The sequence below is a fragment of the Amycolatopsis sp. cmx-4-61 genome (assembly GCF_046548775.1).
Classification (GTDB): domain Bacteria; phylum Actinomycetota; class Actinomycetes; order Mycobacteriales; family Pseudonocardiaceae; genus Amycolatopsis.
This window is the reverse complement of record NZ_JAEBEI010000002.1, coordinates 718075-734558: the sequence shown is the minus strand read 5'-3', so window position 1 is coordinate 734558 and position 16484 is coordinate 718075. Positions and strand designations below refer to the sequence as shown.

Sequence of the window (16484 nt, the reverse complement as noted above, 5' to 3'; positions counted from 1 at the left end):
GTGGGGCGGGTGCTGCGCGTGCACGACGGCGGCCGCACCGCGCGGCCGGACAGGCTGACCGTCGAGGAACCCCTGGAGATCCGGGTCGCGGGGAAGCCGCTGACGATCACGATGCGGACGCCCGGCGACGACTTCGACCTCGTGGCCGGGTTCCTGGTCCGCGAAGGCGTGGTGCGCGCGGCCGCCGGCATCCGGTCGATCCGCTACTGCACCGGGGCGACGGCCGTGCGCACGACGGTCACGTGGCCCGTCGACGGCGGTGCGTTCGCCATCGCACCGGCGGCGCTGGCCACGCTGCCGGACGAACTCCGCGCGGCCCAGCGGGTCTTCGACCGCACCGGCGCGCTGCACGCGGCGGGGCTGTTCGACGCCGACGGGAAGCTGCGGGTGCCTGCGCGAGGACGTCGGACGGCACAACGCGGTCGACAAGGTCGTCGGCTGGGCGGCCCGTGACGGCGGGCTGCCGTTGGCCGGGACGGCGCTGATGGTCAGCGGGCGGACGTCGTTCGAGCTGGTGCAGAAGGCGGCGCTGGCGGGGATCCCGCTGCCGGCCGCGGTTTCCGCGCCGTCGTCGCTGGCGGTGGACCTGACCCTGGTGGGGTTCCTGTGCGGGACGTCGATGAACGTCTACACGCGACCGGACTGTCTGGGTTTTCCGCCGAGCTGAGCCAGCACGGCGCCCACGGCGGCGCCGGCCCCGGCCCGGTGCACGGCGGCGAGCTGCCACGGCACCGGCGGGTCGAACCGCCGCACGGCGAGCTCGGCCAGCCGCGTCGCGGCCGAGGCGGGAAGAACACAGGCGGCGAGCCCGGCCCGCACGAGCCCGGCGGCCACACCGGGATCATCGACTTCGAGCGCCACCCGGCGCTGCGGAAAGGCGCGATCGACGGCCTCGCGGATCGCCCAGCCGGCCGGAAAGTCCACCAGGGAGAGTCCGCGGAGATCGGCGACGGTGGAACGCGACCCGCCGGGCGCGGTGGCGAGGACGAGCTCTTCGGCGGGAAGAAGGGTGACCACGGCATCGGCACAGCTCGGCGCCGGTTCACCGGATGTCGCGAGTCCGCCAGAACTTGCGGTCCCGTCCACCGGGATGAGCGCCAGATCCACTGTGGACTCCAGCACCCGGCACCGCCCTTCCTCCGGCCGCAGCTGCCGCACCTCCACCGTCACCGCCGGGTGGGCCTGACGCAGCCGGGTCAGCACCGCGTGCAGGTCCGCCAGCAAGCCCGGGCCCACCCCGAGCCGGACCCGGCCGCGCACCGGTGACACCGCCGCCCGGGCTCGCTCGGCCGCCTGCAACGCCGCCCGGGCCGCGGGGACGAACGCCTCGCCCGCCGGCGTGAGGACCACCCGGTGCGTCGTGCGGTGGAACAACGGGGTGCCCAGGTCGCGCTCCAGCGCCCGGACCACTGTGGATACTGTCGACTGGACCGTCCGCAGGCGCTGGGCGGCCGCCGTGAAACCGCCCTCCTCGGCGACCGCCACCACCACCGCCAGCTGACGCAGCTCCATCAGCCCAGGAGCTCGCGGGCCAGCGCCGCGGTCTCGCTCGGCGTGCGCCCGACCCGGATCCCCGCGGCCTCCAGCGCCGCCTTCTTCGCCGCGGCCGTGCCCGCCGATCCGGACACGATCGCGCCCGCGTGCCCCATCGTCCTGCCTTCCGGGGCCGTGAAGCCGGCCACGTACCCGACGACCGGCTTCGACACGTTCGCGCGCACGAACTCCGCCGCTCGCTCCTCGGCGTCGCCGCCGATCTCGCCGATCAGCACGATCAGATCGGTCTCGGGGTCCTTTTCGAACGCCTCGGCCGCGTCGATGTGCGTCGTGCCGACGATCGGGTCGCCGCCGATGCCCACGCAGGTCGAGAACCCGATGTCCCGCAGCTCGTGCATGAGCTGGTAGGTCAGCGTCCCCGATTTCGAGACCAGCCCGATCCGCCCCGGCCCGGTGATGTCGGCCGGGATGATCCCGGCGTTCGACCGGCCGGGGGAGATGATGCCCGGGCAGTTGGGCCCGATGATCCGCGTCCGCCCGCCCGCGGCGACGGCGTGCGCCCACAACCGCGCGGTGTCGTGCACCGGGACGCCCTCGGTGATCACCACCGCGAGCCCGATCCCCGCGTCGACCGCCTCGGCCACGGCGCCGGCCACGAACGGCGGCGGCACGAACAACACGCAGACGTCGGCGCCGGTCGAGGCCATCGACTCCGCGACGCTGCCGAACACCGGCAGCGACCGGCCCGACAGCTCCAGCTGCTGCCCCGCCTTGCGCGGGTTCACCCCGCCGACGACGTTCGTCCCGGCGGCCAGCATCCGCTGCGTGTGCTTCGCGCCTTCGGAACCGGTGATGCCGGAGACGACGACCCGGCTGCTCTCGTCCAGGAAGATGGCCACGGTTCAGACCTCCGCGATCGCGAGCTTCGCCGCCTCGCGGGCGGCTTCGTCCATGGTGGGCACGACGGTGACCAGGGGGTGGGCGGCTTCGGCCAGGATCCGCCTGCCTTCGGTCACGTTGTTCCCGTCGAGCCGCACGACCAGCGGCTTGGCCGCGCGTGAACCGAGGACCGCCAGCGACCGGACGATCCCGGTTGCCACGGCGTCGCAGGCGGTGATGCTACCGAAGACGTTGACCAGCACGCTGCGCACCTGCGGGTCGCCGAGTACGACGGTCAGCCCGTCGACCATCACCTGCGCCGACGCCCCGCCGCCGATGTCGAGGAAGTTCGCCGGCCCGCGCGCGCCCGCCTCGGCCGCGGCCGCCGCCACGACGTCCAAAGTGGACATCACCAGGCCGGCGCCGTTGCCGAGCACACCGATGTCGCCGTCCAGCTTGACGTAGTTGAGGCCGTTCGCGCGCGCCTCGCGCTCCAGCGGATGACCGTCGGCGGAGTCGTCGTAGGCGGTGGAACGGCGGAACGCCGCGTTGTCGTCCAGCGTGATCTTGCCGTCCAGGGCGAGGATCCCGGTGGCCGTGCGAGCCAGGGGATTGACCTCGACGAGCGTGCAGTCCTCGGCGACGAACACTGCCCACAACTTCTCGACCACCCCGGCCACTTCGGCGCGCACGTCGGCGGGGAACGCGGCGGCCACCGCGGCCGAGTCGACGCCGGCGAGCGGGTCGACCGGCACCCGGAGGAGTGCTTCCGGGCGGGTCGCGGCGACTTCTTCGATCTCCATCCCGCCTTCGGCGCACGCCATCGCGAGGAACGTCCGGCCGGCGCGGTCCAGCAGGAAGGACAAGTAGTACTCGTCGGCGATTTCGCCGGCTTCGGTGACCAGGACGCGGTGCACGGTGTGGCCCTTGATGTCCATGCCGAGGATGTCGTCGGCGGCCTGCTCGGCGTCGTCGGCTGTGTGCACCACGCGGACGCCGCCCGCCTTGCCGCGGCCGCCGGTCTTCACCTGGGCCTTGACCACCACCGGACCGCCGAGGTCGACCGCGGCGGACCGGGCCGCGGCCGGATCGGCGGCGACCCGGCCGCGGGGGACCGGTACGCCGTGCTTCTTGAAGAGATCTCGGGCTTCGTGTTCGAAGAGATCCATGCGGGGACGTCCTTTCCGCGGCGGGGCAGGGCGAGGAAGTCCGCCGTGTCCGGGCGCGGGGTACCGGTCCGCGGGGCCCGGATTCGAGTCCGGAAAAACCCTGCGGATGGCCCTGGACACAGTCGGCTGGAAGAGTGACTATATGCCTACCCCATACGGTATGCAATCTACAGTCTGCCGCGAAGGGGTCGCTGACCTCGGAGAAAAGGCGACACGCACCGCCGGACCGGAGAGCTCCGGCGGCCGGGAAAGAGGAGTTGAGCCATGGCGCTGACCACGACCGGCACCACCGCGGGGGAGAGTGCCGCAGCGACGAACGGCGCCGAGCCCGCGCCCGCCGAGATATCCGGCGGGCACCTGGTGGCCAAGGCGCTCAAGGCCGAGGGGGTCGACACGATCTTCACCCTGTGCGGCGGCCACATCATCGACATCTACGACGGCTGCGTCGACGAAGGCATCGAGGTCATCGACGTCCGCCACGAACAGGTCGCGGCCCACGCGGCCGACGGCCACGCGCGGATCACCGGCAGGCCCGGCTGCGCGGTGGTCACCGCCGGACCGGGCACCACCGACGCCGTCACCGGCGTCGCCAACGCCTTGCGCGCCGAGAGCCCGATGCTGCTGATCGGCGGGCAGGGCGCGCTGACCCAGCACAAGATGGGGTCCCTGCAGGACCTCCCGCACGTGGACATGATGACGCCGATCACCAAGTTCGCCGCCACCGTCCCGCACACCGCCCGCGTGGCCGACCTCGTGAGCATGGCGTTCCGCGAGGCCTACGCCGGGGCACCGGGGCCGTCCTTCCTGGAGATCCCGCGGGACGTGCTGGACGCGCGCGTACCGGTCCGGAACGCACGGATCCCCGAAGCGGGCCGCTACCGGGCGTCGACGAAGAACGCCGGCGACCCGGCGGACGTCGAAAAGCTGGCCGACCTGCTGGTGCACGCGAAGAAACCGGCCATCCTGCTCGGCAGCCAGGTCTGGACCACCCGGGCGACCGTCCCGGCGACCGAGCTCGTCCGGACGTTGCACATCCCGGCCTACATGAACGGCGCCGGCCGCGGCACGCTGCCGCCGGGAGACCCGCACCACTTCCAGCTCTCCCGCCGCTACGCCTTCGACAACGCCGACGTCATCGTCATCGTCGGCACCCCGTTCGACTTCCGGATGGGCTACGGCAAACGGCTGTCGAAGGACGCGACCGTCGTCCAGATCGACCTCGACTACCGCACGGTCGGCAAGAACCGCGACATCGACCTGGGCATCGTCGGCGACGCCGGGCAAGTCCTCGCCGCCGTGGCCGAGGCCGCGTCCGGCCGCACCGACAACGGCGCCACCGGCCGCAAGGCGTGGCTCGAAGAACTCCAGGCCGTCGAGGAAAAGGCGAAGCGGAAGCGGCTGCCGCTGCAGCATTCCGACGCGTGTCCGATCCATCCGTACCGGCTGGTGCACGAGATCAACGAGTTCCTCACCGAGGACTCGATCTACGTCGGCGACGGCGGTGACATCGTCACCTTCTCCGGCCAGGTCGTCCAGCCCAAGTCGCCCGGCCACTGGATGGATCCGGGTCCACTCGGGACACTCGGCGTCGGCATCCCGTTCGTCCTGGCCGCGAAGCACGCGCGCCCGGACAAGGAAGTCGTCGCGCTCTTCGGTGACGGCGCCTTCAGCCTCACCGGCTGGGACTTCGAGACGCTCGTGCGCTTCGACCTGCCGTTCGTCGGGATCGTCGGCAACAACTCGTCGATGAACCAGATCCGCTACGGCCAAGCCGCGAAGTACGGCCTGCCGCGCGAGCGCGTCGGCAACACCCTCGGCGACGTCCGGTACGACGAGTTCGCGCGGATGCTCGGCGGCCACGGCGAAGAGGTCCGCGACCCGGCCGACATCGGGCCGGCACTGCTGCGGGCGCGGGAATCCGGGAAGCCGTCGCTGATCAACGTCTGGGTCGATCCCGACGTGTACGCCCCCGGAACCATGAACCAGACCATGTACAAGTGAGCGGAGGCCAAGGCATGGGCAAGGCACTGGAGGGCGTCCGCGTCCTCGACATGACGCACGTGCAGTCCGGTCCGTCGTCGACGCAGCTGCTCGCCTGGCTCGGCGCGGACGTGATCAAGCTCGAAACCCCCGGCCGCGGCGACATCACCCGCGGGCAGCTGCGCGACCTGCCCGGTGTGGACAGTCTCTACTTCACGATGCTCAACGCCAACAAGCGCAGCATCACGCTCAACATGAAGAGCGACGAAGGCAAGGGCGTCTTCGAAAAACTCGTGTCCGGAGTGGACGTCCTGGTGGAGAACTTCGGGCCCGGCGTGGTCGACCGGTTCGGCTATCCGTGGGAGAAGCTGGCCGCGCTCAACCCCCGGCTGGTCTACGCCTCCATCAAGGGCTTCGGCCCCGGCCGCTACGCGAACTTCAAGGCCTACGAGGTGATCGCGCAGGCGATGGGGGGTGCGATGAGCACCACCGGGTTCGAAGCCGGGCCGCCGACCGCCACCGGCGCGCAGATCGGCGATTCCGGCACCGGCATCCACCTGGTGGCCGCCATCCTCGCCGCGCTGTACCAGCGGACCTCCACCGGCCGCGGCCAGCGCGTCCAGGTCGCCATGCAGGACGCCGTGCTGAACCTGTGCCGCGTCAAGCTGCGCGACCAGCAGCGGCTGGCGCACGGTCCGCTGGGGGAGTACCCGAACGACCAGTTCGGCGAAGAGGTCCCGCGCTCGGGCAACGCCTCGGGCGGCGGCCAGCCCGGCTGGGCGGTCAAGTGCGCGCCCGGCGGGCCGAACGACTACATCTACGTGATCGTGCAGCCACCCGGGTGGGCTCCCCTCGCCCGGCTGATCGGCAAGCCCGAGCTGGCCGACGACCCGGCGTGGGCCACGCCCGAGGTCCGCCTGTCCAAACTGGACAAAATGTTCGCGCTCGTGGAGGAGTGGACCGAAAAGCACACCAAGTGGGAAGTGATGGAGCAGCTCAACGCCTGCAACATCCCCTGCGGCCCGATCCTGTCCACGAAGGAACTGATCGAGGACGAAACCCTCGCCGAGCTCGGCTCGGTCGTCGAGGTGCCGCACCCCGAGCGCGGCACCTTCAAGACTGTCGGCTGCCCGCTCAAGCTCTCGGACTCGCCGGTCGAGATCGAGCGGTCGCCGCTGCTGGGCGAGCACAACGACGAGGTCTTGGCCGAGCTCGGGTACAGCGAGGCGGAGCTCGAGAAGTTCCGCGCGGCGGGGGTGATCTGACGTGGCGGATCGCGCGGTGGTCGAGCAGATCCTCGGCCAGGCGGCGGCCGAAGGGCGGTCCTCGCTGACCGCGCCCGAGGGGCGTGCGGTCTGCGAGGCATACGGTATCCCGACCCCGGCCGAGCGGCTGGCGACCACGGCGGGCGAAGCCGTGGCCCACGCCGAAGACCTCGGACTGCCGGTGGTGCTGAAGATCGTCTCGCCCGACATCCTGCACAAGACCGAAGCGGGCGGCGTGCTCGTCGGGCTGAAGGACGCCGAAGCAGTCGAAGCGGGATTCCAGCAGATCGTCGACAACGCGAGAGCGTACGACGCGAACGCGCGGATCCTCGGTGTCCAGGTGCAACAGATGCTGACCGAGGGCCAGGAGGTCATCATCGGCTCGGTCACCGACCCGACGTTCGGCAAGATCGTCGCGTTCGGCCTCGGCGGCGTGCTCGTCGAGGTGCTCAAGGACGTCACGTTCCGGCTGGCGCCACCGAGCACCGAAGAGGCGCTGTCGATGGTCGACGGTATCCAGGCGGCCGAAATCCTGCGGGGTGTGCGCGGATCGGATCCTGTCGACCGCGCGGCCCTCGCGGCCGTGCTCACCGGTCTCGGGCAACTGGTCACCGACTTCCCGCAGCTGGCGGAGGTCGACCTGAACCCGGTGCTCGCGACCGCACGGGGGGCCACCGCGGTCGACGTCCGGATCCTGGTCGACCCGGCCGCGGCGAAGGAGCCGCAGCGGTTCACCCAGGAGGAGATCCTCGCCTCGATGAACCGGATCATGAAACCGGCGGCGATCGCGGTGATCGGGGCGTCGGCCGAGGCAGGCAAGATCGGGAACTCGGTGCTGAAGAACCTGGTCGACGGCGGGTACGCGGGGGAGATCCACCCGATCAACCCCAGGGCCGCCGAGATCCTCGACCGCAAGGCCTACCCGAGCATCGCCGACGTGCCGGGCGACGTCGACGTCGCCGTGTTCGCCATCCCGGCGAAGTTCGTGCCCGCGGCGCTCGAGGAAGCCGGCCGGAAGGGCGTCGCGGGCGCCATCCTCATCCCGTCCGGCTTCGGCGAGACCGGAAACGTCGAACTGCAGGACGAGGTCGTCGCGATCGCGCGCCGGCACGGCGTCCGCATCCTCGGCCCGAACATCTACGGCTACTACTACACCCCGGAAAACCTGTCGGCGACATTCTGCACACCGTATGACGTCAAGGGCGGGGTGGCCCTGTCGTCACAGAGCGGCGGCATCGGGATGGCGATCCTCGGGTTCAGCCGCTCGGCGAAGATGGGCGTCTCCGCGATCGTGGGTGTCGGCAACAAGGCCGACCTCGACGAGGACGACCTGCTCACCTTCTTCGAACACGACGACAACACCGAGCTCATCGCCATGCACCTGGAGGACCTCAAGGACGGGCGCGCGTTCGCGGAGACGGCGAAGCGGGTCTCGCGGCGCAAGCCCGTCGTGGTGCTCAAGGCCGGCCGGACGGCCCAGGGCGCCAAGGCGGCCGGCTCGCACACCGGCGCGCTGGCCGGCGACGACAAGGTGTACGACGACATCCTCCGGCAGAGCGGCGTGATCCGGGCGCCCGGGCTGAACGACATGCTCGAGTACGCCCGCGGGATCCCGCTGCTCCCGGTGCCGAAGGGCGAGAACGTCGTCATCATCACCGGTGCCGGCGGCTCGGGGGTGCTGCTCTCGGACGCCTGCGTGGACAACGGCCTGAACCTGATGGCGATCCCGCCGGACCTCGACACGGCGTTCCGGAGGTTCATCCCGCCCTTCGGCGCGGCCGGCAACCCGGTCGACATCACCGGTGGGGAGCCGCCCTCGACCTACCGCAACACCATCGCGCTGGGGCTCGAGGACGACCGCATCCACGCCCTGATCCTGGGCTACTGGCACACCATCGTCACCCCGCCGATGGTGTTCGCGGAACTGGTGTCCGAAGTGGTCGAGGAGTACCGCGGGAAAGGGATCCACAAGCCGGTTGTCGCGTCGCTGTCCGGCGACGTCGAAGTCGAGGAGGCGAGCGACCACTTGTACGACCGCGGCGTCGTCGCGTACCCGTACACCACCGAGAAGCCCGTGGCGGTGCTCGGCGCGAAATACCGCTGGGCCCGGGCCGCGGGTCTGCTGCCGGACCTGAGTCAACGGTGACGAAGGAGAACTTCCATGACCGCTGCCACGTACCAGGAGATAGTGGACGACAACGGAAGAGTTTACCGGGTGGGCGAATCCCCGCACGACATCATGGGACGTTCGCGGAGCTGGATGGTCTGGCTGCCGTGGATCGCCATGATGGCGGTGAGCGTGTTCGAGTACGGCTGGGGCGCCGTCGAAGGCACGCTCGAGGAAAAGTACGGCTGGACGCTGCCGGACGCGTTCTGGCTGGCGAGCATCTGGGCCGTGTTCCAGGCCGGCGTGGCCTTCCCCGCCGGCCGCCTGCGGGAACGCAACGTCGTCTCGGCCAAGACGGCGATGCTGCTCGGTGCCGTGTTCAGCGGCATCGGCTACTTCACCATCGCGCACAGCGGGAACCTGACGCTGGCGTTCGTCGGGTACTCGGTCCTGGGCGGCACCGGCGCCGGGCTCGTGTACGCGACCTGCATCAACATGGTCGGCAAGTGGTACCCGGAGAAGCGCGGTGCGCGCACCGGCTTCGTGAACGGCGGCTTCGCCTACGGCTCGGTGCCGTTCATCTACCTGTTCAGCGCGTTCCTCGGGCACGAGAACGTCACCGGGGTGCTCGACGGCATCGGCCTGTACATGCTGGTCGTGGTCGGCGGCTGCGGGTTCCTGTTCAAGGACCCGCCGAAGAGCTGGTGGCCGAAGGAGGTCGACCCGATCTCCTGGGCGAAAGGCAAGACGGGCGTCGAGAGCCTGGCCAAGAACCCGCCCGCGGTCCGGCAGTTCACGCCGGTGGAGGCGATCCGGACGGGCATGCTCCCGCTGATGTGGGTGTGCCTGGTGATCATCGGCGGCGTCTCGCTGTTCGGCATCAACTTCCAGGTGCCCTTCGCCAAGGAGAGCCACTTCGGCGCGTTCGTGGCGGCTTCGTCGGCCGGGGTGCTGGCAATCGTGAACGGCACCGGCCGCGCGGTCGTCGGCTGGGCGTCGGACAAGCTCGGACGGCGGCAGACGCTGACGATCGTGCTGCTGATCGCCGGCGGCGCGCAGTTCGGGGTGCTGTACGCGGGGAACACGCACAACCTGCTGCTGTTCATGGTGTTCGCGTTCCTGACCGGGTTCGGCGGAGGCGCCTTCTACCCGCTGTTCGCCGCGCTTGTTCCGGACTACTTCGGCGAGAACAACAACGCGTCGAACTACGGCCTGGTCTACAGCGCGAAGCTGGTCGGCGGCGTCGGTGGCGGCGGGCTCGCCGCGGGGGTCATCAGCGCCTGGGGCTACACCGGCGCGTACGTCCTGGCCGGGTGCATCGCGGTGCTTTCGGCGGTGCTGACGCTGTTCCTGCGCCAGCCGGGCCGGACGCGCCACCAGCTCGCCGGAACCGAGCTGGTGGCGCGTCCTTCCGCCGCGGCCGGCGGCTGACCCGCCGGGTTCAGCGGCGCTCGACCCCGTCGGGGGTCCGGGGGTTCGCCTTCGGCGGGGTCCGGGGCTCGGCCCCGGAAGACGCGGCCGGACGTTCGTGGTAGGCCTGGCGGGTCCGTTCGGTGTGCTTGGCCATGATCTGCTCCGCCGCCGCGGCGTCGCCGTCGGAGATCGCGTGGATCAGCTCGTCGTGCTCGTTCCACGCGTCCCGCCCGCGGGGCCGGGCGATCGGCGTGTAGTACCAGCGGACCCGGCGGTCGACCAGGCCGATCAGCTCCGCGAGCACGGCGTTCCCGGACAGTTCGGTGATGAACGCGTGGAGGGCGGCGTTGGCCGCGACCAGGCCCTCGGTGTCCTCCGCGTGCAGGGCCTGGACGCCGGCCTGCTGCAGGTCCCACAGGCGCCGGACGTCCGCCGGCTTCGCGTTGGCGGCGGCGAGCTTGGCGGAGTGCGTCTCCAGCACGCTGCGGACGCTCAGCAGCTGGTCGGCCTCCTCGTCGGTCGGCAGGTGCACGAACGCGCCCTGCGCGGGACGGAGGTCGACCCAGCCTTCGCTCTGCAGCCGTTGCAGGGCTTCGCGGACGGGCTGCCGGCTCACGCCGAGGTATTCGGCGAGATCCGCTTCGACCAGGTGCTGGCCGGGCTCGAGGGTGCGGTTGATGATCAGCTCGGCGAGGGCTTCGTAGACGACCTGGCGCAGGGGAGCGGGCCGTTCGACGCGCTTGGCGGCGGTCGCGCTGAGCGAGCCCTTGGCCGTGCGTCGGCCGGTCGGGCCGCGGCCGGGGAGCGGGGAAGCGGGCTGGCTCACGGAGCACCTCGGGGTCGGGTCGAAGGAACGGTCGACCTCCAGGATACAGGTTTTGGTATGCAAAATCCCAGCCGCTCACCCGGCAGGGAATTTCCCGTGCCCTACGACCTACGCACTCTGGCCGCCGTCTCGAATTCAGGATACTGTATGCAATTGAGCGACCAGGGAGGCTCATCATGAAGGTGGCTGTTCTCGGGGCCGGGGCGATCGGCGCCTACGTCGGGGCCGCGCTGCACCGCGGCGGTACCGAAGTGCACCTGATCGCCCGCCGGGCCCACCTCGCGGCGATGCGGGAACACGGCGTCCGGGTGCTCAGCCCGCGCGGGGACTTCACCGCCCGCCCCCACGTCACGGACGACCCCGCCGAAGTGGGCGAGGGCGACTACGTGTTCCTCGGACTCAAGGCCAACTCCTACGCCTCGTGCGGCGACCTCCTCGCCCCGCTGCTCGGCCCCGACACGGCGATCGTGGCCGCGCAGAACGGCATCCCGTGGTGGTACTTCCACGGCCTGACGGGACATCCGCTCGAAGGGCGGCGGATCGAGACGGTCGACCCCGGCGGTTCGGTGACCGCGGTGCTCGGGCTGCGACGGGCGATCGGCTGCGTCGTCTACTGCTCGACGGTCATCGAAGAGCCGGGCGTCATCCGGCACCTCGAGGGCACGCGGTTCTCCCTCGGCGAGCCGGACGGCGAGATTTCGGCGCGCTGCCGGGCGCTCAGCGCGGCGATGATCGCCGGCGGCCTCAAGGCACCGGTGGAACCGGACCTGCGCGCCGACATCTGGATCAAGCTGATGGGCAACGTCGCCTTCAACCCGCTTTCGGCGCTGACCCGGGCGACCATGGCCCAGATGTGCGAGCACGAGGAGACCCGCGAGCTCGTCGCCACGATGATGACCGAGACCCTCGAAATCGCCCGCGCGGCGGGCAGCGACCCGGGCGTCTCGGTCGAGAAGCGCATCGACGGCGCCCGGCGCGTCGGCCACCACAAGACGTCGATGCTGCAGGACCTCGAAGCGGGCAAGCCACTGGAGATCGACGCGATCATCGGCGCGGTCGTCGAACTGGCCGGCCTCACCGGCGTGCCTGCGCCGGCCCTGCGGTACGTCCACGCCGCCGTCTCCCTGCTCGACCACACCAGCAAAGTCCCCGCCGGGTCGCACTGACCGGCGGTCGTCGTGAAGCGCAGGAACACCGAGCCTTACGTCGGCTCACCCGGCCCTGGTGCGCGATTGCGGCGTGCTGCGGCCGCACCTGGGAAGAAGCTCGGCTGCACCCTGACGCTGGACGTCCAGGACAAGTGAGAAGCCCCCCGCCGACCGAGGTCGGCGGGGGGCTCGTTTTCACTCGAACCGCACGGTGAACCGTTCGTCCGGTGGATATTTCGCGTCTTCTTCCATGGCGTGGGTCATCAGCTCGGCGATCTTCCCGAACAGCTCGTCGCCGAGGTTCGCTTTGCTGGTTTCGGAGTTCTGCCACACCAGCTCGACCGGGCGCTCCACGTCCCGGTAGAGCCGGTCCCACAGGGCGCTCAGGTTGTTGCCGTAGTAGGGGCCGAAGTCGAGCGGGCCTTTGAGCTGGTCGTGGAGGTCCTGTTCGGACTTCACGGCGTTGCCGTCGATGATCACGCGCATAGCTCACCCCAGGTTCGGCTGCTGGTGGTCGAGCCGAGCGTAGACGGTCGGACATCGGACCCCGCGAGCCCGCGGCCGTTGACCTCACTGCAGGTCGGAGGCTATTCTCGATATGCGAAAGAAAAATTCCGGATAGCGAAATTCGAGGTCGCGATGCCTGAAGAGGGGCACTCCCTGCCGTACGTCGCCAACCTGTCGATCCTGTTCAAGGAGGTGCCGCTGCTCGAGCGGGCCGCCGCCGCGCGGGAAGCCGGGTTCACCGACGTCGAGTACTGGTGGCCGTTCGACACCGCGGTTCCTGCGCGTGCGGAAGTCGATGCCTTCGTCAAGAGCCTCGACGGGGTTCGGTTGCGGGGGTTGAACTTCTACGCCGGGGACATGGCCGCGGGGGAGCGGGGCCTGGTGAGCTGGCCCGGCCGCGAGACCGAGTTCGCCGACAGCCTCGTCGTCGCGCTCGGGATCGCCGAACGCACCGGCTGCCGCAGCTTCAACGCGCTGTACGGCAACCGGGTCGAGGGGGAGGACCCCGCCAAGCAGGACGATCTGGCCCGCGTCCACCTGGACAAGGCCGCCGACGCCGCCGCGCGGATCGGTGCGCAGCTGGTGCTCGAGCCGCTCTCCGGGGCCGGACGCTATCCGCTCAAGACCGCCGCGGACGCCGTGGCCGTGCTCGACGACCTCGGGCGCGGCAACGTGCGGCTGCTGGCCGACCTCTACCACCTGGCAGTCAACGGGGACGACCTGGACGCGCTCGCGACGACGCACCTCGCCCGGATCGGGCACGTGCAGATCGCCGACGCTCCCGGCCGCCACCAGCCCGGCACCGGCGAACTGGACATCGACGGGCACCTCGCCCGGCTCCAGCACGCGGGCTACGCCGGGTTCGTCGGGATCGAGTACGTCCCGGAACCCGACACCCTCACGTCGCTGGACTGGCTGCCGATCACCCGAAGGGGACGAGCATGAAACTGGGATTCATCGGACTGGGCGTGATGGGTGCCCCGATGGCCGCGCACCTGGTCGCGGCCGGGCACGACGTCGGCGGCTACGACGTCAGCAAAGCCGCGGGCCAGAAGCTCGAGGCCGCCGGCGGGCGGGCCGCGAGCGGGGTCGCCGACGCGGTCGCCGACGCGGACGTCGTGCTCACGATGCTGCCCGACCACCCGCAGGTCGAGGAGGTCGTGCTGGCCGCGGGCGGAGTCCTCGACCACGCCCGGCCCGGCGCGCTGCTGATCGACATGAGCACCATCCGGCCCGAGACGTCGATCGCCGTCGCGGAAGCCGCGCGGGACAGGAAGATCCGCGTCCTGGACGCGCCCGTCTCGGGTGGCCAGGCCGGGGCCGAGCAGGCGTCGCTGTCCATCATGGTCGGCGGCCCCGAAGAAGACTTCGAGGCCGCGAAGCCCGTGCTCGAGGCACTCGGCAAGACGATCGTGCACGTCGGCCCGCACGGCGCCGGCCAGGTCGTGAAGGCGGCGAACCAGCTCGTCGTGGGCGGCACCTACGGCCTGGTCGCCGAGGCGATCGTGCTGCTCGAAGCGTCCGGTGTGGACGCCGCCACCGGCCTCGACGTGCTCGCCGGCGGCCTGGCGGGCAGCCGGATCCTCGAGCTCAAGCGCAAGTCCATGGTGGACCGCCAGTTCGCTCCCGGTTTCCGGATCGACCTGCACCACAAGGACATGGGGATCGCGCTGGCCGCCGCCCGGCAGGCCGACGTCGCGCTCCCGCTCACCGGGCTGGTCGCCCAGCTCGTCGCCGCCGGCCGTGCCATGGGGTACGGCTCCCTGGACCACTCGGCCTTGCTGAAGGTCGTCGAACAGTTGTCGGGCCGCGTCCCGGCGGAGGTGTGACATGCCCCGGATCCCCGCGATGCAGGCGGTCGTCGACGTCCTGGAGAGCGAAGGCGTCGACACCGTCTTCGGCTGCCCCGGCGCCGCGATCCTCCCGCTGTATAACGCCCTACAAGGCCGGGCAATCGAGCACCTGATCGTCCGCCACGAAGAGGGCGCAACGCACATGGCCGACGGTTGGGCCAGGACGAACGGCAACGTCGGCGTGGCCATCGGCACGTCCGGCCCGGCCGGGACGAACATGATCACCGGGCTCTACACCGCGCACGCGGACTCGATCCCGATCATCTGCATCACCGGCCAGGCGGCGACGAACAAGCTGCACCAGGAGGCGTTCCAGGCGGTCGACATCGTCGAGATCGCCAAGCCGGTGACGAAGTGGGCGGTGCAGGTCAAGGAGGCCGCCCAGCTGCCGTGGATCTTCCGCGAGGCGTTCCGGATCGCCCGGTCCGGCCGGCCCGGTCCGGTGCTGATCGACCTGCCGATCGACGTCCAGAAGCAGGACATCGAGTGGGACTCGTCGATCGACTCGCCGCTGCCGGTCACGGCGGTGAAGCCCGCACCCGCACGGGTCGAGCGCGCCCTGGACCTGCTGTTGCAAGCCGACCGCCCGCTGATCCTCGCCGGCGGCGGGGTCGTGCTCGGCGAGGCGAGCGAGCAGCTGCGGGCCGCGGCCGAACGGCTCGACGTCCCGGTGCAGGTCACGCTGATGGGCAAGGGGAGCTTCCCCGAGGACCATGAGCTCTTCGCCGGGATGGCCGGCATCCAGACGTCCCAGCGCTGGGCCAACGCCGCCTTCCTGGAGGCCGACCTGGTGCTCGCGCTGGGCGCCCGGTTCGGTGACCGGCACACCGGCGAACTGTCGGTCTACCGCGGCGACCGCAAGTTCATCCACGTCGACATCGAGCCGACGCAGCTGGGCAAGGTGTTCGGCCCGGACCTCGGGATCGTCTCCGACACGCGCGAGTTCCTCGACGCGCTGCTGGCGGCGCTGGACCAGCGCGAGGCGAAGCCGCGGCGGGACTGGGTCGCCCGGATCGGGGAGCTGAAGTCGGCGCTGCCCCGGCGCGACGACTTCGACAGCCTGCCGATCAAGGCGCCGCGCGTGTTCAAGGAGATCAACGAAACCTTCGGCGAGGACACCTACTTCGTCACCGCGATCGGGCTGTACCAGATCTGGTCGGGCCAGTTCCAGCGGGCGCACCGGCCGCGGCACTACCAGGTGTGCGGCCAGGCCGGCCCGCTCGGCTGGGAGATCCCGGCCGCGATCGGCGTCAAGAAGGCCCGGCCGGCGGCCGAGGTGGTCGGTGTGGTCGGCGACTACTCGTTCCAGTTCCTGGTCGAGGAGCTGGCGGTGGCCGCCCAGTACGACGTCGGGTTCGTGCTGATCATGCTGAACAACGAATACCTCGGGCTCATCCGCCAGGCCGAGACCGGTTACGAGATGAACTTCGAGGTCGACATCCACTACGACGCGATCGGCACGGACAACGTGAAGATCATGGAGGCCTACGGCTGCTCGGGCACCCGCGTGCACGAGCCGGGCGAAATCCGCACGTCCCTGGAGTGGGCGCGCAAGGAGGCCGAGCGCACCAGCCGCCCGGTCCTGGTGGAGATCATGATCGAACGCGAAGGCAACGCCGCCATGGGCGCGGCCCTGGACGCCGTCAAGGAGTTCGAGCCCGCGTAACACCCGCGCGCGACCACGGCCGCCGCACGAGTCCGACCTCGTGCGGCGGCCTTGGCGTGCCCGCGGCACGGCCGTTGGAGAAAAGTACAAACGCGGGCCGGAAATTCACCCGGCTTTCGGGGGTTTTGCCGTGGTCCGGGCCACACGGCAGCGTGTGTACTTCTTGCCGAAGCAGCC

13 protein-coding genes and 1 pseudogene are annotated in these 16484 nt (G+C 70.7%); 9 read left to right on the top strand and 5 right to left on the bottom strand.

From position 1 onward, the window contains the following. Positions 1–667, top strand: a pseudogene (locus tag ACLJOU_RS11865) (formate dehydrogenase accessory sulfurtransferase FdhD). Here the strand turns inward: ACLJOU_RS11865 and ACLJOU_RS11860 are convergent. From ACLJOU_RS11860 to sucC, 3 genes are read right to left on the bottom strand one after another with little or no spacing between them, the layout of a single operon-like run. Next, entirely contained in the window at positions 628–1512 is an 885-nt protein-coding gene (locus ACLJOU_RS11860) for a LysR family transcriptional regulator (RefSeq protein WP_410566472.1), read from the bottom strand. The pseudogene ACLJOU_RS11865 and the gene ACLJOU_RS11860 sit on opposite strands and share 40 nt — an antisense overlap. After that, a complete protein-coding gene (sucD, locus tag ACLJOU_RS11855) occupies positions 1512–2393 on the bottom strand; it encodes a succinate--CoA ligase subunit alpha (protein WP_410566469.1) in 882 nt (293 codons plus the stop codon). Before sucD ends, ACLJOU_RS11860 begins: the two co-directional genes overlap by 1 nt. Before the next feature lie 3 nt (positions 2394–2396). Continuing rightward, the gene (gene sucC, locus ACLJOU_RS11850) at positions 2397–3542 is read right to left on the bottom strand and encodes an ADP-forming succinate--CoA ligase subunit beta (protein WP_410566466.1); all 1146 of its coding nucleotides are present in this window, start codon (positions 3540–3542) and stop codon (positions 2397–2399) included. Positions 3543–3806: 264 nt separating this feature from the next. Here sucC and ACLJOU_RS11845 point away from each other — a divergent pair, with 264 nt between their 5' ends. From ACLJOU_RS11845 to ACLJOU_RS11830, 4 genes are read left to right on the top strand one after another with little or no spacing between them, the layout of a single operon-like run. Continuing rightward, a complete protein-coding gene (locus ACLJOU_RS11845; protein ID WP_410566463.1) occupies positions 3807–5543 on the top strand; it encodes a thiamine pyrophosphate-binding protein in 1737 nt (578 codons plus the stop codon). A 14-nt stretch (positions 5544–5557) separates the two neighbouring features. Beyond that, positions 5558–6787 carry a formyl-CoA transferase gene (gene frc, locus ACLJOU_RS11840; protein WP_410566710.1) on the top strand — a complete coding sequence of 410 codons (1230 nt, stop codon included), beginning with the start codon at positions 5558–5560 and terminating at the stop codon, positions 6785–6787. A gap of 1 nt (position 6788) precedes the next feature. Continuing rightward, a complete protein-coding gene (locus ACLJOU_RS11835) occupies positions 6789–8933 on the top strand; it encodes an acetate--CoA ligase family protein (RefSeq protein ID WP_410566461.1) in 2145 nt (714 codons plus the stop codon). Between the two features lie 15 nt (positions 8934–8948). Beyond that, positions 8949–10325, top strand: a complete 1377-nt coding sequence (locus ACLJOU_RS11830; protein WP_410566458.1) for an OFA family MFS transporter — start codon at positions 8949–8951, stop codon at positions 10323–10325. A 10-nt stretch (positions 10326–10335) separates the two neighbouring features. On the opposite strand, the gene ACLJOU_RS11825 is transcribed toward ACLJOU_RS11830, so the two are convergent. Further along, the gene (locus tag ACLJOU_RS11825; protein ID WP_410566456.1) at positions 10336–11133 is read right to left on the bottom strand and encodes a GntR family transcriptional regulator; all 798 of its coding nucleotides are present in this window, start codon (positions 11131–11133) and stop codon (positions 10336–10338) included. 176 nt (positions 11134–11309) lie between these two features. On the opposite strand from ACLJOU_RS11825, the gene ACLJOU_RS11820 reads away from it, so the two are divergent. After that, a complete protein-coding gene (locus tag ACLJOU_RS11820; protein WP_410566453.1) occupies positions 11310–12299 on the top strand; it encodes a 2-dehydropantoate 2-reductase in 990 nt (329 codons plus the stop codon). A 177-nt stretch (positions 12300–12476) separates the two neighbouring features. Here the strand turns inward: ACLJOU_RS11820 and ACLJOU_RS11815 are convergent, their stop codons facing one another. Then, positions 12477–12767 carry a barstar family protein gene (locus tag ACLJOU_RS11815; RefSeq protein WP_410566450.1) on the bottom strand — a complete coding sequence of 97 codons (291 nt, stop codon included), beginning with the start codon at positions 12765–12767 and terminating at the stop codon, positions 12477–12479. A gap of 153 nt (positions 12768–12920) precedes the next feature. Between ACLJOU_RS11815 and ACLJOU_RS11810 the strand changes: the two genes are divergently transcribed. Genes ACLJOU_RS11810 through gcl form a run of 3 tightly spaced genes read left to right on the top strand, consistent with a single transcriptional unit; the run spans position 12921 to position 16307 of the window. After that, positions 12921–13733, top strand: a complete 813-nt coding sequence (locus ACLJOU_RS11810) for a hydroxypyruvate isomerase family protein (protein ID WP_410566447.1) — start codon at positions 12921–12923, stop codon at positions 13731–13733. After that, positions 13730–14617, top strand: coding sequence for a 2-hydroxy-3-oxopropionate reductase (locus ACLJOU_RS11805; RefSeq protein WP_410566444.1), 888 nt, complete (start codon positions 13730–13732; stop codon positions 14615–14617). Before ACLJOU_RS11810 ends, ACLJOU_RS11805 begins: the two co-directional genes overlap by 4 nt. 1 nt (position 14618) lies before the next feature. Beyond that, positions 14619–16307 carry a glyoxylate carboligase gene (gene gcl, locus ACLJOU_RS11800; protein ID WP_410566441.1) on the top strand — a complete coding sequence of 563 codons (1689 nt, stop codon included), beginning with the start codon at positions 14619–14621 and terminating at the stop codon, positions 16305–16307. The last annotated feature ends 177 nt before the right edge of the window (positions 16308–16484 follow it).

Coding starts and splice junctions, on each gene's coding strand:
- ACLJOU_RS11815 (WP_410566450.1), bottom strand. CDS start 12,767: ATGCGCGTGATCATCGACGGCAACGCCGTGAAGTCCGAACAGGACCTC.
- ACLJOU_RS11810 (WP_410566447.1), top strand. CDS start 12,921: ATGCCTGAAGAGGGGCACTCCCTGCCGTACGTCGCCAACCTGTCGATC.
- ACLJOU_RS11805 (WP_410566444.1), top strand. CDS start 13,730: ATGAAACTGGGATTCATCGGACTGGGCGTGATGGGTGCCCCGATGGCC.
- ACLJOU_RS11830 (WP_410566458.1), top strand. CDS start 8,949: ATGACCGCTGCCACGTACCAGGAGATAGTGGACGACAACGGAAGAGTT.
- ACLJOU_RS11860 (WP_410566472.1), bottom strand. CDS start 1,512: ATGGAGCTGCGTCAGCTGGCGGTGGTGGTGGCGGTCGCCGAGGAGGGC.
- gcl (WP_410566441.1), top strand. CDS start 14,619: ATGCCCCGGATCCCCGCGATGCAGGCGGTCGTCGACGTCCTGGAGAGC.
- ACLJOU_RS11820 (WP_410566453.1), top strand. CDS start 11,310: ATGAAGGTGGCTGTTCTCGGGGCCGGGGCGATCGGCGCCTACGTCGGG.
- frc (WP_410566710.1), top strand. CDS start 5,558: ATGGGCAAGGCACTGGAGGGCGTCCGCGTCCTCGACATGACGCACGTG.
- ACLJOU_RS11845 (WP_410566463.1), top strand. CDS start 3,807: ATGGCGCTGACCACGACCGGCACCACCGCGGGGGAGAGTGCCGCAGCG.
- sucC (WP_410566466.1), bottom strand. CDS start 3,542: ATGGATCTCTTCGAACACGAAGCCCGAGATCTCTTCAAGAAGCACGGC.